Source organism: Sphingobacterium multivorum, from assembly GCF_900457465.1.
In the GTDB taxonomy this organism is placed as follows: Bacteria; Bacteroidota; Bacteroidia; order Sphingobacteriales; family Sphingobacteriaceae; genus Sphingobacterium; species Sphingobacterium multivorum.
Map to the genome: position 1 here is coordinate 1,834,976 of NZ_UAUU01000011.1, position 25,458 is coordinate 1,860,433.

The window sequence follows — 25,458 nt, forward strand, 5'->3', positions numbered from 1 at the left end:
TTAATTAAACAACATAAATTAGAGAGATATGGCTTTTGATATAGATATGATTAAAAAGGTCTATAGCCAATATGATGAGCGCATTTCTGCTGCTCGTCAGGTGGTTAACAAACCTTTGACTTTATCTGAGAAAATTTTGTATGCCCACCTTTGGGATGGCAATGCTACTGAGGATTACAAACGTGGCGTTTCTTACGTTGACTTTGCCCCAGATCGCGTTGCTATGCAGGATGCAACTGCACAGATGGCATTATTGCAATTTATGCAAGCTGGGCGTCCAAAGGTAGCGGTTCCTTCTACTGTACACTGTGATCACCTGATTCAGGCGAAAGAGGGTGCGGATAAAGATTTGGCTCGTGCTAAAAGCGAAAGTTCTGAAGTATTCAACTTTTTGAGTTCTGTATCCAATAAATATGGTATCGGTTTTTGGAAACCCGGAGCTGGTATTATTCACCAAGTCGTTTTGGAAAACTATGCGTTTCCAGGCGGTATGATGATCGGTACAGACTCGCATACGGTGAATGCCGGTGGTTTAGGTATGGTTGCGATCGGTGTGGGTGGTGCTGATGCGTGTGATGTGATGGCAGGTTTACCTTGGGAACTTAAATTCCCGAAACTGATCGGTGTAAAATTAACGGGTAAATTGAGTGGATGGGCGGCAGCAAAAGATGTGATCCTCAAAGTCGCGGGTATTTTGACTGTAAAGGGTGGAACTGGTGCCATTGTCGAGTATTTTGGCGAAGGTGCGGAGTCGCTATCGTGTACAGGTAAGGGAACCATCTGTAACATGGGTGCTGAAATTGGTGCAACAACCTCAACTTTCGGTTATGACGAATCGATGGAACGTTATCTGCGCGCTACGGGTCGTGCCGAAGTAGCTGATGCGGCCAATGCTATAAAACAGCATTTGACTGCGGATGCTGAGGTCTATGCTGACCCAGAACAATATTTTGATCAGTTAATTGAAATCAATCTGTCTGAATTAGAGCCTTCTCTAAACGGTCCTTTTACGCCAGATTTGTATACTCCGGTTTCACGCATGCGTGAAGAAGCAACGAAAAATGGCTGGCCTCTGCAAGTTGAATGGGGATTGATCGGTTCATGTACAAACTCTTCCTATGAAGACTTGTCACGTGCGGCTTCTATTGCAAGACAGGCTGTTGATAAAGGGCTTATCACAAAAGCTGAATTCGGTATTAATCCAGGGTCAGAGCAAGTGCGTTTTACGGCTGATCGCGATGGTTTGCTGAAAACTTTTGAAGATCTCAATGCGACAATTTTTACAAATGCATGTGGTCCATGTATCGGTATGTGGGATCGTGTAGGGGCCGATAAACAAGAGAAAAATACAATCGTTCATTCTTTCAATCGTAACTTTGCAAAACGTGCAGATGGTAATCCTAATACCTATGCCTTTGTTGCATCGCCAGAATTGGTAGCAGCGATTGCGATTTCTGGTGATTTGGGTTTCAATCCGGTAACTGACACTTTGACAAACAACAAGGGTGAACAAGTGAAGCTGGATCCACCTGTGGGGGATGAGTTGCCAACAAAGGGATTTGCGGTAGATGACCCAGGGTACCAAGCGCCAGCTGCTGATGGTAGTTCGGTGGTGGTTGATGTAGCGCCTACTTCTGATCGTCTTCAATTGTTGGAGCCTTTTGCTCCATGGGAAGGTACAGATTTGAAAGGGTTGAAACTATTGATTAAGGCGAAAGGTAAATGTACTACTGACCATATTTCTATGGCTGGTCCTTGGTTGAAATACCGTGGTCACTTGGATAATATCTCAAATAACATGTTGATTGGCGCCTTGAATTTCTTCAATGAGAAGACTGATAGCGTTAAAAATCAACTTACAGGCGAATATGGTCCTGTTCCTGCAACACAGCGGGACTATAAAGCACACGGTATTGGTTCAATTGTGGTCGGAGATGAAAACTACGGTGAAGGTTCTTCCCGCGAGCATGCTGCGATGGAACCTCGTCATTTAGGTGTTCGTGCTGTTTTAGTTAAGTCTTTTGCCCGTATTCACGAAACAAACCTGAAAAAACAAGGTATGTTGGGATTAACGTTTGCAAATAAAGACGATTATAACAAGATTCAGGAGAATGATACCATTGATATTATCGGTCTGACAGAATTTGCTCCAGGTAAACCATTAACGCTTGTGTTACATCATGCTGATGGTACTTCGGAAGAGATTTTGGCGAATCATACCTACAATGCGCAACAAATCGAGTGGTTTAAAGCCGGTGGAGCTTTGAATATCATCCGCAAAAATCAAGGATAATAATTCTTTAGAAATAAAATGAAAAGCTGCTTTCCTGGAAATGGGAAGCAGCTTTTTTTGAAAGTGTCTGATGTTATTCGACAGAAAGAACTTGCTAGTTTGCTTTAACTGCTCTCGGTGCTTGAGAAGTCAAGAAGGTTTGTTTTTTAAATCGAATGACATTTCTGTGATCTTCGTCATATTTTACCAATTTCCACTGTTTTTATTTGCTTATAAAATAGAATGCCGGTACTTTTGCCCAACGTTTTTAGCACCGATATGAGAAAAATATTTTTAACGATTGGAGCACTTGCACTAAGTGTTTCTGCCTTAATTGCCCAAGAAAATCCTGAGATAGGAAAAAGCATTTTCAAACCGAAAAATTTGAGAACAGAGAGTAACAAGGGCAAATTCTTCTTCTTTTGGGGGTACAACTTCTCTTCTTACGCGAAATCAGATATTCATTTTACGGGACCTAATTATGATTTTATTCTGCATGATGTAAAAGCGGGTGACAGGCCAACTAAATTTGGTTCAACGTATTTTGATCCAAGCAGACTGACTATTCCGCAATTTAATCTGCACTTTGGTTATTATATCAAGGATAATTATTCCATTTCATTGGGATGGGACCATATGAAATATGTGGTCGATATTCCGCAACAGGTGAAAATTTCGGGTTTTATCGGTGAAGAGATTTCTAACCCTGGTATTCCGACAGGAAATCGCGCTGGTCAATATAACGGTGAATTGATTACTGTAGACTCCGCCATGCTGACATTTGAACACACCGATGGCTATAACTTTGCCTCAGTAGGGCTAGAGCGTTATGACGACATCATCAATAACCGCAAGGGTCAACAGGTATTGACGATGGAATCGGGTGTGGATGTAGGCTTATTGATTCCTCGTTCCGACGTACATCTTTTTGGTGAAGGAGCCAACCATTTTTGGAACATTGCAGGGTATGGCGCTTCGGCAAAAGTTGGTTTGCACTATCGTTTTTATAAAGGACTCTACCTTCAGGGGAATTTCAAAACGGGCTGGACTGATTTAACAAACATTCGTACAACTGGAAGAAGAGGCGTAGATAAAGCCTCTCAACAAATATGGTTTTTTGAAAATTACTGGGCTTTGGGCTTTAGGTTTTAAAATATATTCGATACAAAAAAGGCTACTTTAAAGTAGCCTTTTTTGTATATTCTTTTTATATCCTATTTCATCTTCTATAAACGTCTCAGCTAAATGTCGCTCAGTTTGAAAATATCCTTTACCCGAATACCTTTTTCAGTACGCTGAAGTGTACAGCATTCATGTATCGGATCGTGTTCGAAAAATAAGATGTATTCATTATCGACGATCTCATTCCAATAGCTGTTGCGTTCCTCCATGGTCACGAGAGGTCTAACATCATAGCTCATAACATAAGGAATGGGGATATGTCCCACCGATGGCAATAGATCCGCCATATAGAGGATCGTTTTGCCTTTATACAGTATCTGAGGCAGCATCATCGCTTCTGTATGACCGTGTGCATAACGGATAGCAATATTGCTTCCGAAAGGATTTTGGTGATCTTCGACAAATTTTAATTGCCCACTCTCTTGTATTGGTAAAATGTTCTCTTTTAAGAAAGAAGCTTTTTCGCGTGGATTAGGATCGGTAGCCCAAGACCAATGGTCGCTATTGCTCCAAAAATGAGCATTTTTAAAAGCCGGAACGAGTTGTTCACCTTGGCGGGCGATAGCGCCACCACAATGATCGAAATGCAGGTGTGTAAGGATGACATCGGTGATATCACTTCTGTCAAACCCACTATTTTTTAATGATTTATCCAGCGTTGCATCGCCATGAAGATAATAATAGCTGAAGAATTTTTCATTTTGTTTGTCTCCCAATCCTGTATCGACCAGCATTAAACGATTACTGTCCTCGATGAGGAGCAGGCGGTTTCCCCAGGTACACATATTGTTTGAGTCGGCCGGGTTTGTTTTGTTCCAGATACTCTTGGGGACAACGCCAAACATTGCACCGCCATCAAGTTTGAAAAATCCCGTTTCTATGGCATGTAATTTCATTCGCAGATGATATGTCTTTTAATGATCTGTTTTTACCTTATTAATATTTGTAAAGCTTGGAACAATTTACGAAAAATATGTGATATTTTTTGATGGTGATAAATTGATGTGCTAAAAAAATATGCTAAAAAGTTTAATTTTTTTTACCTCTATAAGTTGCTGTTAATGAGTGTTTTGTTTTTGTGTTTTTTGTACAATAAGCTTGATTTTTAGGTAATTAAGTTTTGTTTTTAGCGAAAAATGCCTTTAAATTTGGGCACATTTTAAAACAAACAAAAAATATGAAAAAGGGTAACATTGGAAACGCGCCTGATTTGAAATATTTAAAAATTGATAGTACAAAAAATGTATTTTATCAATTGCCTGTTTCTGAATTGGTCGAACATGCCTTAGCAAATCACGAAGGTCGACTTTCTGATACGGGAGCGCTAGCTGCTGATACAGGGAAATTTACTGGAAGATCGCCAAAAGATCGGTTTCTGGTCGAAGATTCTTTAACTAAAGATAGCGTTTGGTGGGGAGAGATCAATCAACGAATGTCTCCGGCTAATTTCGAAGCACTACTCTCGAAAGTAGCGGCTCACTTAAGTGATCAAATCATCTATGTAAGAGATTGTGCTGCAGGGGCTGATCCAGCTTATCAAATAGATTTACGTGTTGTTACGGAAACAGCTTATCAAAGTATATTTGCCAATAACCTGTTTCTACGGCCGGAGCCAAATCCAGATGCCCAGCCAGCCTGGTCGATTTTAGCCGCCCCGACGCTGCTTATCGATGAGCCGCATCAATATGGCATTATCAACGAAAATTTTGTCGCGATTGACTTTACAAAAAAGATAGTACTGATTGCAGGGACCGGTTACACGGGGGAGATTAAAAAGAGTATTTTTTCAATATTGAACTTTATTTTGCCATTCCAGCATAATGTGCTTTCTATGCACTGCTCGGCGAACACTTCGAAGGAAGGGGAGACAGCGTTATTTTTCGGACTTTCAGGTACAGGGAAAACGACCCTGTCGGCTGATAGAAACAGAAAGTTGATTGGTGATGATGAGCATGGATGGAGCGAAAGGGGAATATTCAATTTCGAAGGCGGCTGCTACGCCAAATGTGTAGGGTTGTCAGAAGACAAAGAACCTGAGATCTTTCACGCAATTCGTTTTGGGGCTCTCCTTGAAAATGTTGTGTTGGATGAATTTGATCGACCTGACTATAACGATATTAGCAAGACAGAGAATACGAGGGTATCCTATCCCATCGATTTTATGGAAAATGCCGAAATAAATGGAATTGGCAATGAACCAGAAAATATTTTTTTCCTTACAGCAGATGCTTTTGGAGTACTTCCTTCCATTTCATTGTTGACCACCGATCAGGCGGTATATCATTTTGTCAGTGGTTATACAGCAAAGGTTGCCGGTACAGAGGTCGGGATAAAGGAGCCTACAGCAGCATTTTCAACCTGTTTTGGACAGGCATTTTTACCGCTCCATCCTTCAAAATATGCGGCCTTGCTGCGTTCGAAACTAGAGCAAAATCGTAACATCAAAGTTTGGCTAGTGAATACAGGCTGGATTGCTGGTCCTTACGGAATAGGTAGACGTATTAAGCTGAATTATACACGATCGCTAATTCGCGCGGCCATGGACGGTTCACTACTGGAATCTCAGTTTAATAAGCATGATATTTTTGGATTGGAATATCCAACGAGCTGTGGAGAGCATGTTCCTGCACAAATTTTAGATGCACGCGGTTTATGGAACAATGATGAGGCTTATGACATGCAAGCAAAACGCTTGGCGAAGCTGTTCATTTCGAATTTTGAAAAATTCAATAATGAAATGCCGGACTCCGTGCTGGCCGCAGGACCTAAAATAGAAACTACGATACTTGTATCTTAATTCGTTTTAATATTATAAAAAAACGAAGCTGTCTCAAATTTATTGAGGCAGCTTTTTTATTAAATATGGCTATGCGATAGATTTGTGAGTTGTTTGTTGATTATTTCACAGAACTGTTCATTTGGGAAGAAAAAGAACAAAAAGTAGCTATTTAAGCTGCTTTTTTCCTTAGATTTTGCGCTATAGCCAATAAACCCCATTCTATGGACACTATTTCCTTACCGCGGAGCATAAATCTTCGGAACCCGTGGTTCTGTTTTATGTTTCCAAAGACTGGTTCGACATCGTGACATCGCTGTTTTCTTTTGGCTATACCGACATCGCTGTTAAGCAATCCGTATGCTCTATCTTTATAAGCCTCAAGCTGTTCATTTATCTGGATGATTCTATTGCCCTGTGATTTGTGGCAAGCACCGTTCAATGGGCAGTTTGTGCAGTTTTTTGCCTGATATCTTTTTATTTTTTGCTCGAAACCTGTGGAGGTCTTTTGTGTAAATAGACCTATGCAGTTCATTTCCTGTCCCATTGGACAGATATAGCAATCTTTTGCAGGGTTATAATGTAGTTTATCAACGGAGAATGGCTTCTTGCCCGAATAACTCTTTTTCTGCTCCTTGTCAAACATACCATATTTCACATAGGCCCCAATGTTTTTCCCTTCTAGTAACGCATAGTTCTCCTGGCTGCCATAGCCAGCATCTGCGGTAATGGTTTTCAGTATTTCCCCAAAGCTCGCCTCATGTTGTGCCAGATGACCGGGTAGCGTTGTGGTATCTGTGGGGTTGGGATGTATGGTGTAATTGACGATGTATTGATTGGAAGTAGATATCTGAATGTTATAACCTGGTTTGAGCTGGCCATTTTTCATATGATCCTCTTTCATGCGCATAAAAGTAGCATCGGGATCTGTCTTGCTATAACTATTTCTATCTCCAAGCGTTACTTCCTGCTCTTCATATTGAACAATCTTGGCCGGGTAGTTTTTAGTCGCATAGCGCAACTTTGCCCTCATCTTCTTGCTTACCGAAGGTTTATCGGACAAGACCCGGTTCAGGTTATCGACCGTAGCCTGAACTTTTTCGCGGTCAATTGTTGTCAGATCGGGAGGTTCCGGAAGGTTGTCCTCTGCTTTGGCGATACTTTGGGCGTATTCCCAAATATCTTTTAAGGCAGCTTTCATCTTCTCCTTATTGGTCTGGATAGCTTTTTTCCAGACAAAGGTGTATTTGTTAGCATTGGCTTCAATCTTGGTGCCATCGGTGTAAACATCTTCTATACTCAGCAGACCTTCTTCGGATAGGAGTTTGACAACTTCTTCAAATACACTACGAAGTGCTTCTTTCAAACGAACGCCTCGAAATCTGTTGATGGTATTGTGGTCGGGATAGCTCATGCCGCTCAGCCACATGAAATTGATGTTCTCCCGGCACGCCGTTTCCAATTTGCGACTGCTGTAGACATTGCTTACGTAGCCAAACACCAAAACTTTCAACAACATCTGCGGATGATAACTGGAGCAGCCTTTTATCTTATAAGCGTCCAATAGGGACTGGATGTTGATCCGGTTGATTACATCGTTAACGATACGTACCGGATGACCTTTGGACACCAGTTCGTCCAAAGTTGGAGGAATGGCCATGATCTGGTCCTGATAGTAAGGCTTAAAAGTAGCTCTTTGAGATGGCATATATCCTTTTTGTTTACACTATAAATATATGAAAATCAAACCGTTAAAACAAATAATAAACCTTAGATAATGCAAAAAAAGAGACTGCCTTTTTGAGACAGCCTCGTTTTTTTATAATGATACCTTACCAGACCGACAGTCATTTAGTCGTGTTTTGTAACGAAAGAATCTATTTTTCCCTGCTCACTTCCAACAAGCGCATTGATAATCAGTTTGAAGGACGCTAAGCGGGCCTTTTTCTTGTTATCTTTGGTAATTTCTAACCAAGGCGATTTTTTGGTGCTTGTCTTTTTAAATAAATCTTCAATATAACCCGTATAAACATCCCATTTCTCCTGCGCCTGCTCGTCCAGCACACCGATTTTCCATTGTTTTAGGATATCTTCTTTTCGCTCTTTTAATCTTTCGGCCTGCTCTTCTTTGCTGATATTCAGGAATAATTTGATAAGGATGATGCCATCGTCGATTAACTGCTTCTCAAATTCAGGAACTTGGTTCATAAACAGCTCGTGCTGTTCCTTGGTGCAAAATCCAAATACTGGTTCAACAACAGCTCTGTTATACCAGCTGCGGTCGAAAATCACAATTTCCCCAGCATTGGGGAGCTGTTTGATATATCGTTGAAAATACCATTGTCCAGCTTCCTCCTCGGTTGGTTTAGGCAATGCAACAACGCGCACCTTTTTGGGATTCAGGTATTGGGTTACACGGCCAATTGTACCGCCTTTACCCGCAGCGTCCCTGCCTTCAAAAATAATCAGGACCCGTTTTCCTTTTTCAATGATTTCATATTGAAGTTTTAAGAGCTTGACTTGGAGCTCGTAAAGCTCCTTTTCATAATCGTAAACATCATTGAATTTTTTTATCTCCAGAATGCCATGCTGTTCCAGATAGTTTAAAACATCTTTGTTTTCGTAGATCTTCTGAAGTTCATTTAAATCGTATTCTGCCATATGCTATTGATTTATACGTTCGTTTTCCTAAAGTTACTTATTGAATTGTTAAAAAACGTCAAATTTCATATAATTCCGAATGGGATGTGTAATAATAAGCTCTTCACTTACGTTTAGAATTCTAAACAGCAAAAAAGGCTGTTTGCATAAATAAGACTTTTCATAAATTTAGGTTAATAATTGGTTAGGTTAGCTCGGAGTTCCCCACTTCGAGCTTTTTTGTTGAATGGGGGATCGCTTCAAGAGTACGGAAAAATACGATTCTGCTCCCGTTTAATTAAGTACATCCTCGGGGTATTCTAAATGTTAAAAAATGTTAAATGGCAACTATTCTTATAATGAATTCAAAAATGCGACGTTTTCATTACAAATACTTTTCATAAAATAGGTTAATATATGGCTAACGAAAGCTCAGAGTTCCCCACTCTGGGCTTTTTATTTTTCATGTCCCATTTTCGACTTAAAGGCTTTTTTTGACTTGAGTCAATGTTTAGCTTTTTGATCCGTGGCATATTTGTACTCGAAATATAGTTGTGGGGGGGCAGTCATAAAAAAGTTGCATTACAGATGCGTGGTACAGCACTTGGAGCTTGTGTTGCATTGGTGGATTTGCCTCTACGAATGGCAGGGCATTGGCGGGATTAGTAGCGGGCCCGTTTGGTTATCAGTCGGTTTATTTATTGGGGGAATCAGCTGTCTGCTTGCTATCCTTATATTGATCTGCGACATGAAATAAGCTCAGAGCAATTCACTGTTTGTTGCAGTAAAGAGTCTTATTAAAGTCGGGCGGAACTTAAATCGATATATATATAAAATAAGACGGACCAGATGTACATCCGGTCCGTCTTATTTATTGTGTATTTTGCTGCGCTCTAAGCAACTTCTCTTAGATCTACTGCTACTACACGGGATACACCTTGTTCCACCATGGTTACTCCATAGATGATGTCTGTACTTGCAATCGTTTTCTTATTGTGTGAGACTACGATAAATTGTGAATTTTTCGAAAAATCCCGGATAATATTGTTGAACTTATCAATATTCGTATCATCTAAAGGAGCGTCCACCTCATCGAAGATACAAAATGGTGCCGGTTTAGAAAGATAGAGTGAGAATAAGAGAGCTGTTGAAGTCAAGGTCTTTTCACCACCCGAAAGCTGATTGATAGACAGCGGCCTTTTCCCTTTGGGCCTTGCAATAATGTCGATATCTGAATCCAACGGATTGCTCGGGTCTGTGAGTACCAGGTCGCAGCTGTCTTCTTCGTTAAATAGGGAACGGAATACTTTAACGAAATTATTCCTCACGGCATCAAATGTAAACATGAACTGAACCTGAGCGGTATCGTCAATTTCTTTTATTGTTGCCATCAAGGATCCTTTTGCTTCAATTAAATCAGCTTTCTCTTTATTAATGAAATCATAGCGTTCGTTCATCTCGTCGAAAGCCTCTTTTGCCATCAGATTGATCGTTCCAAATTCATCAAGCTGTTTCTTGAGTTTGCTACATTTGGTTGCCAATGTCGCTTGATCTTCTGTGATCTCAGGCGCATCTTCACGGTCAATTAGATCTTTCAATTCAATGTTGAATTCAACGGAAAGGCGTTCTTTTAAGGCATTGAGGTCGATCTGCAGACCTGTTTTTTTATCTTTGATCTCTGAAATAAGAAAGTCACTCTGCTCTTTTGAACGACGCTGCTGTGTCAGGGCGTCTTCGAGATTATTGATTTTCTGCTTATCTGCATAGTAGTTGTCTTCCAATTCTTTAAGACCATCTTCTAAAGCAATCTTCTGCTCATACATGGCAATAAGATCCTGATCTTCTTCATCTTCAAATGGAATGGTTGTTCTTAACGCTTCTTGCACTTCAACTAATTCTGCACTGTTTCGCTCCACACGGAGTTCGTGGTCATCTTTCTGCGTCTCTCTAAATTCGAGATCTTTCGTGATATTGGAAACTTTGTTTAACTGTTGATGATAAGCGATATTCTCTTGATTGTATGCGGTCGATTTTTCGTTAAGTATTTCAGCTATTTCATGGAACTGGTCCTGTAATGTCGATAATTCGGCGATACTCTGTTCTTTTTCCTGGCGCAGCTCCTGAAGCTGTGGCTCGGCAATCCTTAAATCTGATTCTATACTTTCAATTTTCTCCTGAATATCTTTTTTACGGGCCTGGGAGTTATTGATGAAGGCTTGATATTGCTCTTGCTTTGTTTTGACAGTAATTAATTCATTATTCAGTCTATTGAGCTGAAAACGAAGCTCATCGATTAACTCTTTCTGCGAATTGCCGCGTAGTACATCCAAGCGAGCTGTTTCGGCCGTTATTTTATCTTCAAGTTTTGCTATTTCCTGATTTAAGGTTTTGATCTCTTGGGATAGCACTTCGAGGTTTTTCGCTCTTCCGATACGTTTGCCCTCAAATAATCCCACGGAACCACCAGAAAGACCCAAATGATGTTTCGAATAACGTCCATTTTTTTGCAGAATCACCTGTCCCAGAGCAGGTAGCTTTTCATCCAGTTCTTTTTCATTGTCATGTTTAAGAATAAAGACCTGCTGGAGCAGCATCGTACATAAAGCCTTGTACTTTTCGTCTACTGTAATCACATCCAACGCAGATATCAAATTGTCATTTGGTGCAGGGGCAGCGTTTGGCGAGTGTGTTATGGCGTCTAAAACAAAGAAATTAGCTCTTCCTTTTGCGGAATCGCTCAATAGCTGAATTGCTTGAACAGCATCTTGTTGTGTTTCGACAACATAGTGATTCATTATAGGCTCTAGATAGTTCTCAATAGCCACGCGATAATCTTCCTGACAGAAAAGGACATCTGATAGGAGCGGAGGTTGCTTTTTCCATCCTGCATTTTTCTTGAGGAACCGAATGGAATCGGGGAAACCTTCTAAATTATCAACAAGAGATTTCGTGAGGTTGTATTCGTTTTGTTTGGCATCTACCAGGCGGAGGTCTTTGGCAAGCTGGGCCTTAAGTTCTTCTAGGTTTGCCTGGCACTGACTGATCTGTCCTTGGAGCTCTTCTTCCAGCTGGTTTGCTGAGTCATACTGTAACTGCTGTGCTTCCACACGGCCTTCCAGTTCAGTAACAGCAGAATTAAACTGCTGCAATTCGGCTTCTTTTGCTTCTGTATCTACACTATTGCGAACAGATTCTTGGAGGAGGGCTTCTTTCTGAATGGTAAATACGGCAAGATCTTTTTCTAATTTGTAGATTTTTGCCTGTAATTCAGCATTACTCTTATTAAAAAGATCAAGCTTTCCCTTTGCCGATTGTTGCTGTCCCCTCAGTTCGTCGACTTCGGATTTATCCGATTCAAGATTCGTTTTTAACGAATCGAGTTTATTTTGTTCATCAAACAATTCTTCATTCAGTCGTTTGATGGTGTAGAGTACATGATTAAGCTGTTGTTTATCGCTGTTGATATCGAGGTTCAACCGGTTCTCTTTATCTTGAAGATTTTTGACCTTTTCGTTTTTGATCTTCTTTTCCGATTCATAACCTCGGATTTTATTGACAAATTCCTGCGTTGTTTTTTGCTGTACCGAAAGGTTTTTTTCCTGTTCCAAATTTGTCTGGCGGAGTGATTGGAGTTCCGTTTCCGCATTCAGGATATTTTGATGTGCATTGGTAGCATCTTTCTGAACCTTGGATTCTTGTGTTTGAAGTCTTTCCAATTCAGTCGAGAAATCTGCTATTTTATAATAAGCCAAATCTATACTGCTCTGGCGGTATTCTGCTTTAAGTGAGGTATATTTTTCAGCTTTTTTAGCTTGATTTTCTAATGATTTGAGGTTCTTTGTGATTTCGTAAAGCAAGTCATCTACACGGCTAAGATCGGCCTCAGTATCTCTCAGCTTTGCCAAAGTCTGTTTTTTACGAACTTTATACTTAGAGATTCCAGATGCTTCTTCGAAGAGGTTGCGACGTGAATTATCTTTATTATTGATAATTTCATCAATCATTTTCAATTCGATGATCGAATAGCTGTCCGCACCAACTCCGGTATCCAGGAACAGATCTGTGATATCTTTTAAACGACATTTGACATCATTCAATCGATATTCACTATCGCCGTTGCGAAACAGCTTCCGCGTGACGGTCACTGTAGAGAATTCCGTTGGCAAAATATTATTGTTGTTGTTGAAGGTCAGCGAGACCTCTGCAAGGTTTGCCGGTTTTCTATTTTTCGTTCCATTGAAGATAATATTTTCCATCTTATCGGAGCGAAGCATCTTTGTGCTCTGCTCTCCCAGCACCCAGCGTATGGCGTCGACCACATTGGACTTCCCACATCCATTGGGGCCAACAATCGCTGTGACACCATCATTGAAGTTGATCGTGATCTTGTCTCCGAAACTTTTAAATCCTTTAATTTCTAGTTTGGTTAACTGCATTTATACCAAATTTGTTTGTCGTTATAAGCTTGCGAAAATAGTAAAATTAAACAATAATTTTTCCTTTCTTTATTCACATTTTCCTGTTTCACGATCACATGAAGGGCCTTCTTCGCCTCTGCGTTCAAGCGGTGTTGGCTGACTGGCCAAGCATTCATTTATGGTGTTGTGAAAGACTTCCATGGGCTGTGCACCGGGGATAGCATATTTTCTGTCAAATACAAAGAAAGGGACACCTCGGAGTCCTAAGCTGACACCTTCTTGAATATCCTGTGCAACATCATAAGCATATTCATCAGATTCCAATAAGTTTTTTACCTCCTGAGCGGAAAGATGCTCTTGCGTAGCAATCGTGCTGAGCACCTCGTTGTTATTTACATCAAGACCATCCGTAAAATGAGCTTTAAATAAGGCTTTCTTGATTTGAGTGCCTTTTTGTTGCGCTTGGGCAAAATGGATCAGACGATGTGCTTTTTTGTATTTACAACGATTGCTTTTTCAAAGTTCAGATCAATACCCAGCTCTTTTCCTTGGGCACTGAGCTGTGAGGTCATCGCAACGACATCGTCCATACTCATGCCTTTCGTTTGAACGAGGTAATCGTAGGTTGGCATTGCCGGAGCATCTTGGGGATAATCAGGGTTAAGCTGATATGATTTCCAGATGATTTCAGCGGATGGCTTACTTGTGGAATCCTGAAGAGCTAGTTCAAGCTTTGTCAGACCAATATAACAAAAAGGACAAATGATGTCCGACCAAATTTCTATTTTCATATTTCTTTTTTTACTGCGTATATTGTAATCAAAAATACATATAATAACGATGATTATCTGTTTACATTGTTGCATGGATGTAAACAAGTGTTTCAAGTATTTGTATAACTATGGTGGAGAAAGCTTTTTTAAATCGTAAAGTTACCCTTGTTCTGGGCGGGGGTGGTGCAAGAGGCCTGGTGCATATTGGTATTATTCGACGTCTTGAAGAGCTGGGCTACGAAATCGATGAGGTGGTAGGTTGTTCAATAGGAGCGCTTGTCGGTGGTATCTATGCACAGGGGAAGATGGATGTTCTGGAAGAATGGATGCAGCGCCTGACGAAGAAATCGGTCTTTAATATGATGGATTTTAGCTGGAAGGGACTGGGGATGATGAAGGGGATCAAGGTGTTTAACGCCTTGAAATCTGTGATTCCGGATGCTAATATTGAGACTTTCCCTATTTTGTTTAAAGCCGTTGCGACAGATCTAAACTACGAAAAGGAGGTTGTGCTGGACTTTGGAAGTATGTATGATGCTATTCGGGCGTCGATTGCCATTCCCGCGGTGTTTACAGCTGTAGAAGACGACAATCATGTCTATGTTGATGGCGGGGTACTCAATCCATTGCCTATAAATCATGTCACCAAGAAAGAGAACCTAATCATAGCGGTTAATCTGGAATCTAAACCGGATAAACAATATTCTGTTATCAAAAAACTGGATACAAGGACTTCGAATTCGTTGGATATACTCCAAGCGTCATACTATGTGATGCGCAGGAAAATGAGCCGTATGATTGTTGATTTGTACCGGCCCGATGTGGTGGTAGACATTCCCTATAATATCTGTAACCTTTGGGATTATCACCGCTCTGAATTTTTGGTCCAGAAGGGGCGGGAATATATTGACAAAGCATTAAAAAACAAAGCCAAAGCAAAGTAGTTTAGGACGATCAAGGGACTACTTTGCTTTGGCTGTACATGGTTTCTCTGGCATTGAAACATACTGAAACTGATATTTTTATTCTAAGCGAACCATGTGAAGTATTTATTAAAACAAATTGGGGTAATCGCTAATAATGCCATCAACTTTCACGGCTTTTAGTTGCTCGATTTCTTCTTTCATATTGACTGTCCAAGGAATGACCTTGATACCAGCTTTGTGACACTGCTTGACATAATCGCTTGTTACTATTTTATAATGCGGACTTATAATAAAAGGCGTGAAACCCAAAGCTGCAATTGTTTGCTCAACACTTTTTGTATGGTTTGCATCAATAAGATAAGAAACTTTGATTTGAGGATATGCTTTGTGCAGATAGTTAATGGCTCTGCTATCAAACGATTGAATAACGGTTCGCGCAGCAATTTTTTTATCGGTGATTACCTGTACCATAAGATCCACAAATTCTTCAACCCTTGGATGGAAAATACCATCTTTATCTTCCTTACTTTTCACTTCGATATTGTAAAACATCGGCGCTTTCCTTTTTAGATTTGCGTAGGCTTCAGTACTATCAATAAGGTCTGCTAGTTTTGCTATACGTGTAACCTGTTTTTTTTGTTCAGGAAACTCTTTGTAAAATTTCGATCCGATATCGTACTTAACCAGATCTTTATAAAGCATATCGTAAATTCTCAACGGTTTGTCCTTGTCAGAAATTTCGGTGCCATTGGGTTTCAATACAAACTTCGGGTTAAGGTAATCGTCGTGAAAGACAACAACCTTACGGTCTTTGGTAATATGACAATCCATTTCCAGTGTGGTCACCTTTGCAAAATCTATTGCATTTTTCATGGCAGCGATAGACTCTTCAGGGTATAGGCCGCGGCCACCACGATGCGCTTCCAGGCTAAGTTTAGGGAAATTGTCTGAAGTTGATTTTGCTGAATCTTTCATAACTGAACAAGATGCAAATGGTAATAACGTGCCCCAAAAGGCAATTCTGAGAAGACTTCTTTTCATTATTAAAATATTTAAACAAAATAGCGGAGTTGTTAATATTGCCCTTTTGAATAAGCGAATATACATATATATTTTGCTTTTACGTATTTTAACTGTTTCGAATACTTGATTTTGCAACTTTATGAAGGTGAATTCGAAACCGAATAAAGTTAAATGAATTTGTTTTGGTCTGAAATTGAGGGGCACAAAGTAGTTCGATGGGCAAATTACCTTGATCTGACAGCGTTTCTATGCCAACCATGAGCTCGTTACCTGCTTCTTTATTGTAGGATAAATTTCTTAATTGTCGACATGAAATCTATTTTTTTTGTCTTTTTTGTAAGAAATTATTGTCATTCCTTTCAGAATTCCCTTTATTTGCACAAATCTCAAATTAGATGGCGAAAAATTTATTGATAGTTGAGTCTCCGGCGAAAGCGAAAACGATAGAAGGGTATTTAGGAAAGGATTTTTTGGTCAAGTCAAGTTATGGACATATTCGCGACTTGGTGAAAACCGATGATGCAATTGATACCGAAAAGAATTTTGAACAAAAGTATGAAGTTCCATCCGACAAGAAGGCGGTTGTAAGTGAACTGAAGAAATTGGCTAAAGCTGCAGAAACCGTTTGGTTAGCGTCCGATGAGGACCGCGAAGGAGAGGCTATTTCATGGCATTTATTTGAGACTTTGGGATTAAAAGATGAAAGCACAAAAAGAATTGTGTTTCATGAGATTACAAAGCCAGCTATTTTGAAGGCTATTGACAACCCGCGTAAAATAGATTATAACCTCGTAAATGCACAACAAGCGCGAAGGGTGTTAGATCGATTAGTCGGATTTGAATTGTCTCCGGTTCTATGGAAAAAGGTGAAACCTTCTTTATCTGCCGGACGCGTGCAGTCAGTTGCGGTTCGTCTGATTGTAGATCGTGAGCGTGAAATCAATAAATTTGAACCCGAAGCGGCTTTTAAGATCGTTGCTTTTTTTCATACGGGAAAAGTTAAGGATAGTTTTAAAGCCGAGCTTCCGCAGCGTTTTGCGACAGAGGCAGAGGCGACCAAATTTTTGGAGGATTGTAAAGCAGCGCTTTTTTCTGTAAAAAATCTCGAAACAAAACCTGCGAAGCGTTCACCAGCAGCGCCATTTACAACATCAACATTACAGCAGGAAGCAAGCCGGAAACTTGGATTTTCGGTTGCCCGCACCATGCAGGTGGCTCAAAGGCTGTATGAATCAGGACGAATTACCTATATGCGTACCGATTCTGTTAATTTGAGTGATACGGCGATTGAGGCTGCTGAAAAGGAAATCAAATCGGCTTATGGTAACCAGTACCATAAAGTCAGAAAATATAAAACAAAGACATCGGGTGCACAAGAGGCGCACGAAGCTATTCGTCCTACTTATTTCTCTGAACACACCATCGATGGCGATGCATCCGAAAAAAGATTATACGAGCTTATTTGGAAAAGAGCAATTGCTTCTCAAATGAGTGAAGCGGAGTTTGAACGTACATTGGCAAAAATCGACATATCAACTCGTACTGAAGATTTGAATGCTTCGGGAGAGGTGATGAAATTTGATGGATTCTTGAAAGTTTACATGGAATCCTTGGATGACGATCAAGACAGCGCGATGGACGAAGATAGTGACAATGCTATTCTTCCACCATTAGCTGTTGGTATGCCATTAACGTTGAAAAACATGTCGGCGACGGAGCGTTTTACACGACCGCCAGCACGTTATACGGAAGCTGCTTTGGTGAAAAAATTAGAGGAATTGGGAATTGGCCGTCCTTCAACCTACGCCCCTACAATTTCAACGATTCAAAACCGCGGGTATGTCATAAAGGAAGAGCGTGAAGGTAAATCGCGCGATTACCGTGTACTGACATTAAAGGATGCCGAATTAACAGCGGTAACAAAAACCGGAAATAACCGGTGCCGAAAAAGGAAAAATGTTTCCAACAGATATCGGTGTTGTCGTGAATGACTTTTTGGTTGAACACTTCAACGGTATTGTGGATTTTCATTTTACGGCCAACGTAGAAAAAGAATTTGATGATATTGCGCATGGACTGACCGAATGGACAAAAATGCTGCATGATTTCTATGGGCCTTTTCATTCTGAGGTAGAAGATACTTTAGTCAATGCAGATCGTGCGAATAATGAGCGTGAGCTCGGTGTCGATCCGGTTTCCGGTAAGCCTGTTTCGGTTCGCATTGGTAAGTTCGGCCCATTGGTACAGATTGGTTCTCCTGACGATGAAGAGAAACCTCGTTTTGCTTCCTTGAGAAAGGGACAGATGATCGAAACCATTACTTTTGAGGATGCCATGGAATTGTTCAAATTACCGAAAAAAGTTGGTTTATTTGAAGATAAGGAAATGACGGTTGCTGTTGGGCGATTTGGACCTTATATCCGTCACAATTCGGCGTTTTACTCACTACCAAAAGGTGTTGACCCATTGGATGTGACAGAAGAAGAGGCGATACAGATTATCAAGACAAACGTCAGAAAGATATCGAAAAAGTGATTCGGGTTTTTGATGAAAATCCGGATGCTCAGATTGAACAGGGACGCTGGGGGCCATTTATTCGTTTTGGCAAGCAGAATCTGAAGATTCCTAAGGGAACGGAAATTGAAAAAATTACCTATGAAGATGTGTTAAAATGGGCTGAGGCGGATGCGCCAAAAGGAAAAGCAACTAAAACAAAAACAACAGAAAAGAAAACTGTAGCAAAAAAGACTACCGCTAAGAAGGCTCCAGCTAAAAAAACTACAAAGTCTAAATAAGGATGAAAGCAGATTTGCCTGAAAATATTGTCAAAGACATTATGATCGCCGTTGTTTTGGAAGGTGAGACGGTGGAGACAAAAAACTGGACTGTCTATGTTATCAACGACAAGAACATTGCTATTCAGAACGTGCTGATTAGCTCAAAAGGTTATGGCGAAAAGGATGGCCGACAAGTAACAACAACGACTTTGCGTCATTTTATTGGTAATATAGAAGCTAAATCTTTCGATCGTGTTGAAGCGATTGATGAACAGGTATTCGGGCTTACAAATGAATATTGGTTGAGTTTTTATATTGATAACATTATTTACGATAAAAAATATATCTTTTTACCTGAAAGCATTGTGGATGGTAACCTGACTAAGGTTCCTTTGGTCAATCGCCCAGGTGTAATCATAGGAGGAAACGAATAATGAGTGGACGTCACAATTTTATTATTGCCATAGATGGTTTTTCCTCCTGCGGTAAGAGTACACTGGCAAAAGCTTTGGCAAAAAAACTGAAGTTTGCCTTTATTGATAGCGGAGCCATGTATAGGGCTGTCACACTCTATTTTATCCGGCATAAAATAGCGCTGGATGATCAAGAAGCGATCGAAAGCGCACTAAAAGATATCCATATTGATTTTATCCCAAATGCAATAAAGACGGAGATCCATCTAAATGATGAGGATATTTCGGAAGAGATCCGTCAGATGTATATTTCTGATAAAGTTAGTGATGTGAGTGCAATTAAAGCTGTCCGGGTTGCCATGGTCGCCCAGCAGCAAAAATTGGGTAGCAGACGAAATATTATTATGGATGGCCGTGATATCGGTACTACTGTTTTTCCAGATGCTGATCTGAAGATTTTTATGACGGCCGATCCTAAAGTACGTGCTGCGCGACGTTATCTGGAGTTGACGGAAAAAGGGGAGGATGTGACGTTGGAAGAAGTCGTGGAAAATCTTGCAACACGTGACCGTATCGACAGTACCCGTGCGGAAAGTCCATTACGACAAGCGGAAGACGCGATTGTTTTGGATAATTCTAATCTGACACCAGAACAACAGCTCCATTTTGTTGAAGAAGAGTATTTGAAAGCTAAGGCTGCAAAAGTCCAATTATAAAACACAAAGAAGGCCGATTATTTAGTCGGCCTTCTTTGTGTTTGGAATATCATTATTTTATACTGTTAATTTGTTGTTGTTCCAATAATTTTCCAACATTGTTCTTTTCCCCAAACTCTGCTGTCTCATCTTGAAAAGATTCCAGAAGAGCTTTAATAGCATCTGAATTATCTGCTGTACGTTGATAGATATCGGGAATTGTTTTTTCGATATTTTTATCGCCGAGTTCAATGTTATCAACTTCGATTTTACCTATTTTTTCCAAAACAGCTTGCTGGCTATTTCTGACATCTTCTAATTCTCTTGCTATCTTTTCCATCAATTGGAATTTCTTCAATTTATCCATATGAAATCGCTTTTGTTACTATTAGAAGAACAAGATGCTTCAAAACTTTGTTTTGTTTTTTTTAAAAAAGAAATAGAATTGGGGTTTATGGGAAGGAACCATGAAAAAAGAAAAAGGCGGAACATGCATGTCCCGCCTTTCTTAAGTGCTATTGACTTATTGTTAATTTGTGCGTCCCGGATACACTTGGAGTGCTTTCTCTAAGCAAACTAAAGCGCTTTTAAGATCATCCTGATTCAGTACATAGGCCAGGCGGACTTCATTTACTCCAGCACCCTCTGTACTATAAAAGCCCGTAGCTGGAGCCATCATAACTGTTTCGTTATTGTAAGAGAACTCTTCCAACATCCATTGACAGAATTTATCTGCATTATCAATTGGTAATTTGGCTACGACGTAAAATGCGCCACCCGGGTTAGGAGAGTAAACTCCTTCAATGGCATTGAGCCCTTTTACGAGGGTATCTCTTCTTGCTGTATATTCTTTGGATACCGCCTCGAAGTAACTGTCTGGTGTATCAACAGCAGCTTCACCCGCTATTTGTCCTTCTAAGGATGGGCTTAAGCGCGCTTGTGCAAATTTCAGTGCTGTCTGATATAGTTCTTTATTTTTGGTAATGATACATCCAATACGCGCACCACAAGCGGAATAACGTTTTGATACTGTATCAAAAATAACGACATTATTTTCGAGACCATCTAAATGCATTGGTGAGATAAACGCTCTGCCATCGTAACAAAATTCACGATAAGCCTCGTCTGAAAAAAGGTAAAGATCATATTTTAGACAAAGTTCACGAAGAGCTTCGAGTTCTTCTCTGGAATAAAGGTAACCCGTAGGGTTATTTGGATTACAGATGCAGATCGCTTTGGTTTTAGCGGTAATTACCTTTTCAAATTCGGCGATGGAAGGTAATGCAAATCCACTTTCAATATAGGACATGATTGGTTTGATTACCACATCGGAGGAACAAGCAAAACCATTGTAATTTGCATAAAATGGCTCTGGAATTATGATCTCTTCGCCTTCATTTAAACAGGCTTGCATAGCGATCATAATCGCTTCCGAACCACCATTTGTCACTAATATATCTGTCGGCTCGATATTATAATTTAGCTTATTATAATATTCTGCTAACTTGTTTCGGTAAGAGGCTGTACCTTCAGAAGGTGTGTAGGCCCACACTTTGAACTGTATATTTTTCAAAGCATTAAGCATCACTTCAGGTGTTTGGATATCAGGTTGTCCGATATTGAGGTGATATATCTTTTTACCTTCTTTTTTTGCTTGATCAGCATATGGCGTCAACTTTCTAATAGGCGACGCAGGCATATTCAGCCCTTTTTCTGATATTACTGGCATTATAGTTTTTTTAAAATTAGTAGTGCAAAGCTAACCAAAATAAAACGAAAAAAGCCACATGATGATGTGGCTTTTTTCGTTTTATCTATGGGAATTGTTATTCTACAATACCCTTAATGTATAGCGTTTTTACAGGAGTCTTGGTATTCGACTGCACCGTGAAGCTCTTTGTGAATGGCGCTTTTGCTGCAGCATTGTAAGTCACTTTAATCGTGCCACTTTCTCCTGGTTTGATTGGCGTTTTTGTAAATTCTGCTACAGAACATCCACAGGTAGGCACCACATTGGAAATGATAATTGGCTCGCTACCGGTGTTAGAAAATTTGAAATTATACGAAACGGGCGTGCCGGCCGGAATTTTACCAAAATCATGTGTTTCTTTTTCGAATTTAAATTCTCCTTGTCCTGTTTGCATCGAAGAAAAACCAATAAAGGAAATGATGACTGCTAAGATTGTTATATACTTTTTCATGCTTCTAAAATATTACTTTACGATTAAAATAGTACAACTGATATGCCAAATTTAATATTTATTGCCAATTTATTGTACATCTAACAACTTTATTACAGTTATATTATCCCTTCTTTCAATAGATCCTGTATGTGGATAACACCAGCGTAATTTCCTTTGTCGGAAACCAATAGTTGTGTGATGTTGTTTTCACGCATAATATGGAGCGCATTGGCGGCCAATTCATCTTTATCGATAATTTTAGGTGATTTTCCCATGATATCGGCGGCAGTAATTGTCGCTAAATCCGTGTGTTTCTCCAGCATACGGCGGATATCACCATCTGTGATGATGCCAAGTATGTTTTCATCATCCAACACGGCGACAGCTCCCAGTCTAAACTGTGTTATGGTGATGATGATATCACTTACTGTGGCTTGTTGTGGGACGCTAGGTTTGCCATTCTGATCGGATAGATCGCCGACTCTTAAGTACAGCTTTTTGCCTAATGCTCCTCCTGGATGGTATTTTGCAAAATCTTTATCCGTGAAATCACGGCACTCTTGTAATACCACGGCAAGCGCATCACCCATTGCCAACTGAGCAGTTGTACTTGAAGTTGGTGCAAGGTTGTTGGGACAAGCTTCTTTCTCAACGGTGGTATTTAAAATATAGTCGGCATTTTTAGCGAGGTAGGAATCTGTATTTCCGACCAAAGCAACCAATACATTCTTTGTCTGTTTTAAAAAGGGAACAAGTACTTTAATCTCAGGTGTATTACCACTTTTAGAGATGGCAATAATCAAATCATTTTGTTGGATGATACCAAGATCTCCATGGATAGCATCAGCAGCATGCATAAAAATCGATGGTGTACCTGTCGAATTGAGCGTTGCAACTATCTTTTGAGCGATAATAGCGCTTTTACCAATTCCAGTTACAATAACTCGGCCGTGCAAATTAAGAATACGATCGACAACGGTAACAAAATCATCATCAATATATTGAGCTAAAGCAGCTACTGCCTTGGCTTCTTCTTGAATAGCTTGAATAGCTATATTTTTTATTTCGTAGTTGTTTTTCACAAAAAATACTCTTACTTTTATGTATTAGAATAGATTGCAAAAATAGATTATTTTTCAAGATTATTTCTTCATTTATCTATCTTATTTTTGCCCAAGGCGCAATGGAAATAGAAAAATCACTTTTCGACAATTTACAAGATTTTTTTGGTTTTGATACTTTTAAGGGGGATCAGGAGGCAATTATAACCAGTATTCTTCAACGGAGAGACACGTTTGTAATTATGCCAACCGGAGGAGGGAAATCAATTTGCTATCAACTTCCAGCACTGATGAGTGAGGGAACTGCAATTGTTATTTCTCCGTTGATTGCTTTAATGAAAAACCAAGTAGATCAGCTTCGTGCATTCGGTGGCGAAGATAGTATCGCTCATTTTTTGAATTCTTCATTGAATAAAAGTGAGATTACAAAGGTTAAGGATGATGTAATCGCTGGGAAGACCAAATTGCTGTATGTCGCTCCGGAATCTCTTGCTAAGCAAGACAATTTGGACTTCTTACACCAAATCACCGTGTCATTTGTAGCGGTTGACGAAGCGCATTGTATTTCCGAATGGGGACACGATTTTAGACCAGAATATCGTAAAATACGCCAGGTCATTAATGAAATAGGGGCCAATATTCCTATTATTGCGCTTACAGCGACAGCAACACCTAAAGTACAGTCTGATATTCGTAAAAATTTGCAGATGACTGATGCTGTTTTATTTAAGTCATCATTTAATCGTAGCAACTTATATTACGAGGTAAGACCTAAAAAAGATGTCGTAAAAGAAATTGTACGTTTTATTAAAACCAAATCGGGTAAGACGGGCATTGTCTATTGTTTGAGCCGTAAAAAGGTAGAAGAAATCAGTGAGGTTTTGAACCTAAATGGCATCAAAGCTTTACCTTACCACGCGGGTTTAGACGCCAAAACAAGAGCAGATACACAGGATAAATTTTTGATGGAGGATGTCGAAGTGATTGTGGCTACCATTGCTTTTGGTATGGGAATAGATAAACCTGATGTTCGTTATGTGATTCACCACGATATTCCTAAATCCATGGAGGGATATTATCAGGAAACTGGACGTGCTGGACGTGATGGGGGCGATGGTTATTGCTTGGCTTTTTATTCGGAAAAAGATGTTGAAAAACTGACCAAGTTTATGAAAGATAAACCTGTGGCTGAACGTGAGATTGGCACACAGATCTTAAAAGAGGTTATTGATTATTCGGAGTCTGCAGTATGTCGCCGTAAACAGATTCTTCATTATTTTGGAGAAAATTTTGACGAGCAGGGCTGTAATAATATGTGTGATAATTGTCGTTCGGAAAAAGAATATTTTGAGGCCGAAGACGCTTTAAAAGATGTATTGGGCTTTATTCAAGAACAGGGTGAAAAATTTGATGATCATCACGTGATTAACGTCATGATCGGCCAAAACAACCAACCCGTATCCGCCTATAAACATGATGAACATCGTCTTTTTGGAAAGGGCAAAGATAAAGGTGTTATTTATTGGAAATCCTTACTTAGGCAGGCAGTGCTTGATAACTTTATCGAAAAAGATATTGATCATTATGGCCTTTTAAAATTGACAGCTATTGGTCGTCATTATCTGGATAATCCTTATCAACTAAAATTTGTTTTGAATCGTCCAATTGAAGGGGGGGATAATACAAGTTCGGAAGATACAGGCCAGGGTACAGGGGCCTTAGATACCGTCTTGTTGGGAATGCTTAAAGATTTACGTAAGAAAATTGCAAAGGGCAAGTCCCTGCCGCCGTTTGTTATCTTTCAAGATCCTTCGCTGGAAGAAATGTGTACACATTATCCAATTGCTATCGATGAGTTGAAACAGATTCAGGGGGTAGGGAATGGTAAAGCGATTAAATTTGGTGCCCCATTTATTGCCTTGATCAAAGACTATGTTGAGGAGAATGAAATTGATAGACCTGTGGATCTTGTCATTAAGAGTACAGCTAATAAATCGGCATTAAAAGTGTCTATTATTCAAAATATCGATCGTAAAATTGCATTAGATGATATTGCCTCAGCTAAGGGGATAACTTATGAAGAAATATTGAAAGAAATTGAGACGATCGTAAACGCAGGAACGAAAATCAATATCAATTACTTTATTGATGAGGTCATAGATGAGGATCGTCAAGATGAGGTATATGACTATTTTAAGACAGCAGAGACTGATTCAATTAATGATGCGCTTAAAGAATTAGGTGGAGACGATTATAGCTATGAGGATCTCCAATTGATGCGAATCAAATTTTTATCAGAACTCGGCAATTAATTTTTTA

Annotated in this window: 16 protein-coding genes and 2 pseudogenes; 8 read left to right on the top strand and 10 right to left on the bottom strand. The window is 39.8% G+C overall.

The annotated features are described in order from the left end of the window. Positions 1–28: 28 nt before the first annotated feature. Both DTA23_RS25440 and DTA23_RS25445 read left to right on the top strand, forming a co-directional pair. Positions 29–2,293 (top strand): aconitate hydratase, encoded by a 2,265-nt coding sequence (locus DTA23_RS25440; RefSeq protein WP_046672871.1) that lies wholly within the window; start codon positions 29–31, stop codon positions 2,291–2,293. Between the two features lie 258 nt (positions 2,294–2,551). Continuing rightward, positions 2,552–3,424: a hypothetical protein gene (locus DTA23_RS25445; RefSeq protein WP_112376605.1), complete on the top strand. Its 873-nt coding sequence runs from the start codon at positions 2,552–2,554 to the stop codon at positions 3,422–3,424. Between the two features lie 89 nt (positions 3,425–3,513). Here the strand turns inward: DTA23_RS25445 and DTA23_RS25450 are convergent, their stop codons facing one another. Next, a complete protein-coding gene (locus DTA23_RS25450) occupies positions 3,514–4,350 on the bottom strand; it encodes an MBL fold metallo-hydrolase (protein ID WP_112376373.1) in 837 nt (278 codons plus the stop codon). Positions 4,351–4,631: 281 nt separating this feature from the next. On the opposite strand from DTA23_RS25450, the gene pckA reads away from it, so the two are divergent. Then, positions 4,632–6,251, top strand: coding sequence for a phosphoenolpyruvate carboxykinase (ATP) (gene pckA / locus DTA23_RS25455; protein ID WP_112376606.1), 1,620 nt, complete (start codon positions 4,632–4,634; stop codon positions 6,249–6,251). Between the two features lie 151 nt (positions 6,252–6,402). Here pckA and DTA23_RS25460 read toward each other — a convergent pair whose 3' ends face one another. The 4 genes and pseudogenes from DTA23_RS25460 to DTA23_RS30780 form a co-directional block, all read right to left on the bottom strand. Then, positions 6,403–7,938 (bottom strand): IS1182 family transposase, encoded by a 1,536-nt coding sequence (locus DTA23_RS25460; protein ID WP_112376374.1) that lies wholly within the window; start codon positions 7,936–7,938, stop codon positions 6,403–6,405. A 143-nt stretch (positions 7,939–8,081) separates the two neighbouring features. After that, on the bottom strand, positions 8,082–8,891 hold the full coding sequence (gene ppk2, locus DTA23_RS25465; RefSeq protein ID WP_112376375.1) for a polyphosphate kinase 2: 810 nt from the start codon (positions 8,889–8,891) through the stop codon (positions 8,082–8,084). A gap of 872 nt (positions 8,892–9,763) precedes the next feature. Next, the gene (gene smc, locus DTA23_RS25470) at positions 9,764–13,306 is read right to left on the bottom strand and encodes a chromosome segregation protein SMC (RefSeq protein ID WP_112376376.1); all 3,543 of its coding nucleotides are present in this window, start codon (positions 13,304–13,306) and stop codon (positions 9,764–9,766) included. Between the two features lie 69 nt (positions 13,307–13,375). Beyond that, positions 13,376–14,154, bottom strand: a pseudogene (locus tag DTA23_RS30780) (DsbA family oxidoreductase). Between the two features lie 35 nt (positions 14,155–14,189). Here DTA23_RS30780 and DTA23_RS25485 point away from each other — a divergent pair. Further along, positions 14,190–15,005 (top strand): patatin-like phospholipase family protein, encoded by an 816-nt coding sequence (locus DTA23_RS25485; RefSeq protein WP_070561100.1) that lies wholly within the window; start codon positions 14,190–14,192, stop codon positions 15,003–15,005. 108 nt (positions 15,006–15,113) lie between these two features. Here the strand turns inward: DTA23_RS25485 and DTA23_RS25490 are convergent, their stop codons facing one another. Next, entirely contained in the window at positions 15,114–16,028 is a 915-nt protein-coding gene (locus DTA23_RS25490) for a glycerophosphodiester phosphodiesterase family protein (protein WP_112376379.1), read from the bottom strand. A 377-nt stretch (positions 16,029–16,405) separates the two neighbouring features. Between DTA23_RS25490 and topA the strand changes: the two are divergent. The 3 genes and pseudogenes from topA (at position 16,406) to cmk (ending at position 19,916) form a co-directional block, all read left to right on the top strand. Further along, positions 16,406–18,805: pseudogene (gene topA / locus DTA23_RS25495) on the top strand (type I DNA topoisomerase). A gap of 2 nt (positions 18,806–18,807) precedes the next feature. Then, complete coding sequence (locus DTA23_RS25500) at positions 18,808–19,221, top strand: hypothetical protein (protein ID WP_046672862.1); 414 nt, start codon at positions 18,808–18,810, stop codon at positions 19,219–19,221. Further along, the gene (gene cmk / locus DTA23_RS25505; RefSeq protein WP_070561097.1) at positions 19,221–19,916 is read left to right on the top strand and encodes a (d)CMP kinase; all 696 of its coding nucleotides are present in this window, start codon (positions 19,221–19,223) and stop codon (positions 19,914–19,916) included. Before DTA23_RS25500 ends, cmk begins: the two co-directional genes overlap by 1 nt. Before the next feature lie 52 nt (positions 19,917–19,968). Here the strand turns inward: cmk and DTA23_RS25510 are convergent, their stop codons facing one another. The 4 genes from DTA23_RS25510 to DTA23_RS25525 all read right to left on the bottom strand — a co-directional run bounded on the left by DTA23_RS25510 (position 19,969) and on the right by DTA23_RS25525 (position 23,160). Next, on the bottom strand, positions 19,969–20,262 hold the full coding sequence (locus DTA23_RS25510) for a hypothetical protein (RefSeq protein ID WP_070561096.1): 294 nt from the start codon (positions 20,260–20,262) through the stop codon (positions 19,969–19,971). Positions 20,263–20,424: 162 nt separating this feature from the next. Next, positions 20,425–21,624 (bottom strand): pyridoxal phosphate-dependent aminotransferase, encoded by a 1,200-nt coding sequence (locus DTA23_RS25515; RefSeq protein WP_112376380.1) that lies wholly within the window; start codon positions 21,622–21,624, stop codon positions 20,425–20,427. Positions 21,625–21,721: 97 nt separating this feature from the next. Next, entirely contained in the window at positions 21,722–22,096 is a 375-nt protein-coding gene (locus tag DTA23_RS25520) for a DUF1573 domain-containing protein (RefSeq protein ID WP_075992841.1), read from the bottom strand. 98 nt (positions 22,097–22,194) lie between these two features. Then, the gene (locus tag DTA23_RS25525; protein WP_070561093.1) at positions 22,195–23,160 is read right to left on the bottom strand and encodes a KpsF/GutQ family sugar-phosphate isomerase; all 966 of its coding nucleotides are present in this window, start codon (positions 23,158–23,160) and stop codon (positions 22,195–22,197) included. Positions 23,161–23,261: 101 nt separating this feature from the next. Here DTA23_RS25525 and recQ point away from each other — a divergent pair, with 101 nt between their 5' ends. Beyond that, on the top strand, positions 23,262–25,451 hold the full coding sequence (recQ, locus tag DTA23_RS25530) for a DNA helicase RecQ (RefSeq protein WP_112376381.1): 2,190 nt from the start codon (positions 23,262–23,264) through the stop codon (positions 25,449–25,451). Positions 25,452–25,458: the final 7 nt, after the last annotated feature.

Excerpts from the sequence above, each read along its gene's own strand:
- DTA23_RS25440 (WP_046672871.1), top strand. The coding sequence starts at position 29 with ATGGCTTTTGATATAGATATGATTAAAAAGGTCTATAGCCAATATGAT.
- DTA23_RS25445 (WP_112376605.1), top strand. The coding sequence starts at position 2,552 with ATGAGAAAAATATTTTTAACGATTGGAGCACTTGCACTAAGTGTTTCT.
- DTA23_RS25450 (WP_112376373.1), bottom strand. The coding sequence starts at position 4,350 with ATGAAATTACATGCCATAGAAACGGGATTTTTCAAACTTGATGGCGGT.
- pckA (WP_112376606.1), top strand. The coding sequence starts at position 4,632 with ATGAAAAAGGGTAACATTGGAAACGCGCCTGATTTGAAATATTTAAAA.
- DTA23_RS25460 (WP_112376374.1), bottom strand. The coding sequence starts at position 7,938 with ATGCCATCTCAAAGAGCTACTTTTAAGCCTTACTATCAGGACCAGATC.
- ppk2 (WP_112376375.1), bottom strand. The coding sequence starts at position 8,891 with ATGGCAGAATACGATTTAAATGAACTTCAGAAGATCTACGAAAACAAA.
- smc (WP_112376376.1), bottom strand. The coding sequence starts at position 13,306 with ATGCAGTTAACCAAACTAGAAATTAAAGGATTTAAAAGTTTCGGAGAC.
- DTA23_RS25485 (WP_070561100.1), top strand. The coding sequence starts at position 14,190 with ATGGTGGAGAAAGCTTTTTTAAATCGTAAAGTTACCCTTGTTCTGGGC.
- DTA23_RS25490 (WP_112376379.1), bottom strand. The coding sequence starts at position 16,028 with ATGAAAAGAAGTCTTCTCAGAATTGCCTTTTGGGGCACGTTATTACCA.
- DTA23_RS25500 (WP_046672862.1), top strand. The coding sequence starts at position 18,808 with ATGAAAGCAGATTTGCCTGAAAATATTGTCAAAGACATTATGATCGCC.
- cmk (WP_070561097.1), top strand. The coding sequence starts at position 19,221 with ATGAGTGGACGTCACAATTTTATTATTGCCATAGATGGTTTTTCCTCC.
- DTA23_RS25510 (WP_070561096.1), bottom strand. The coding sequence starts at position 20,262 with ATGGATAAATTGAAGAAATTCCAATTGATGGAAAAGATAGCAAGAGAA.
- DTA23_RS25515 (WP_112376380.1), bottom strand. The coding sequence starts at position 21,624 with ATGCCAGTAATATCAGAAAAAGGGCTGAATATGCCTGCGTCGCCTATT.
- DTA23_RS25520 (WP_075992841.1), bottom strand. The coding sequence starts at position 22,096 with ATGAAAAAGTATATAACAATCTTAGCAGTCATCATTTCCTTTATTGGT.
- recQ (WP_112376381.1), top strand. The coding sequence starts at position 23,262 with ATGGAAATAGAAAAATCACTTTTCGACAATTTACAAGATTTTTTTGGT.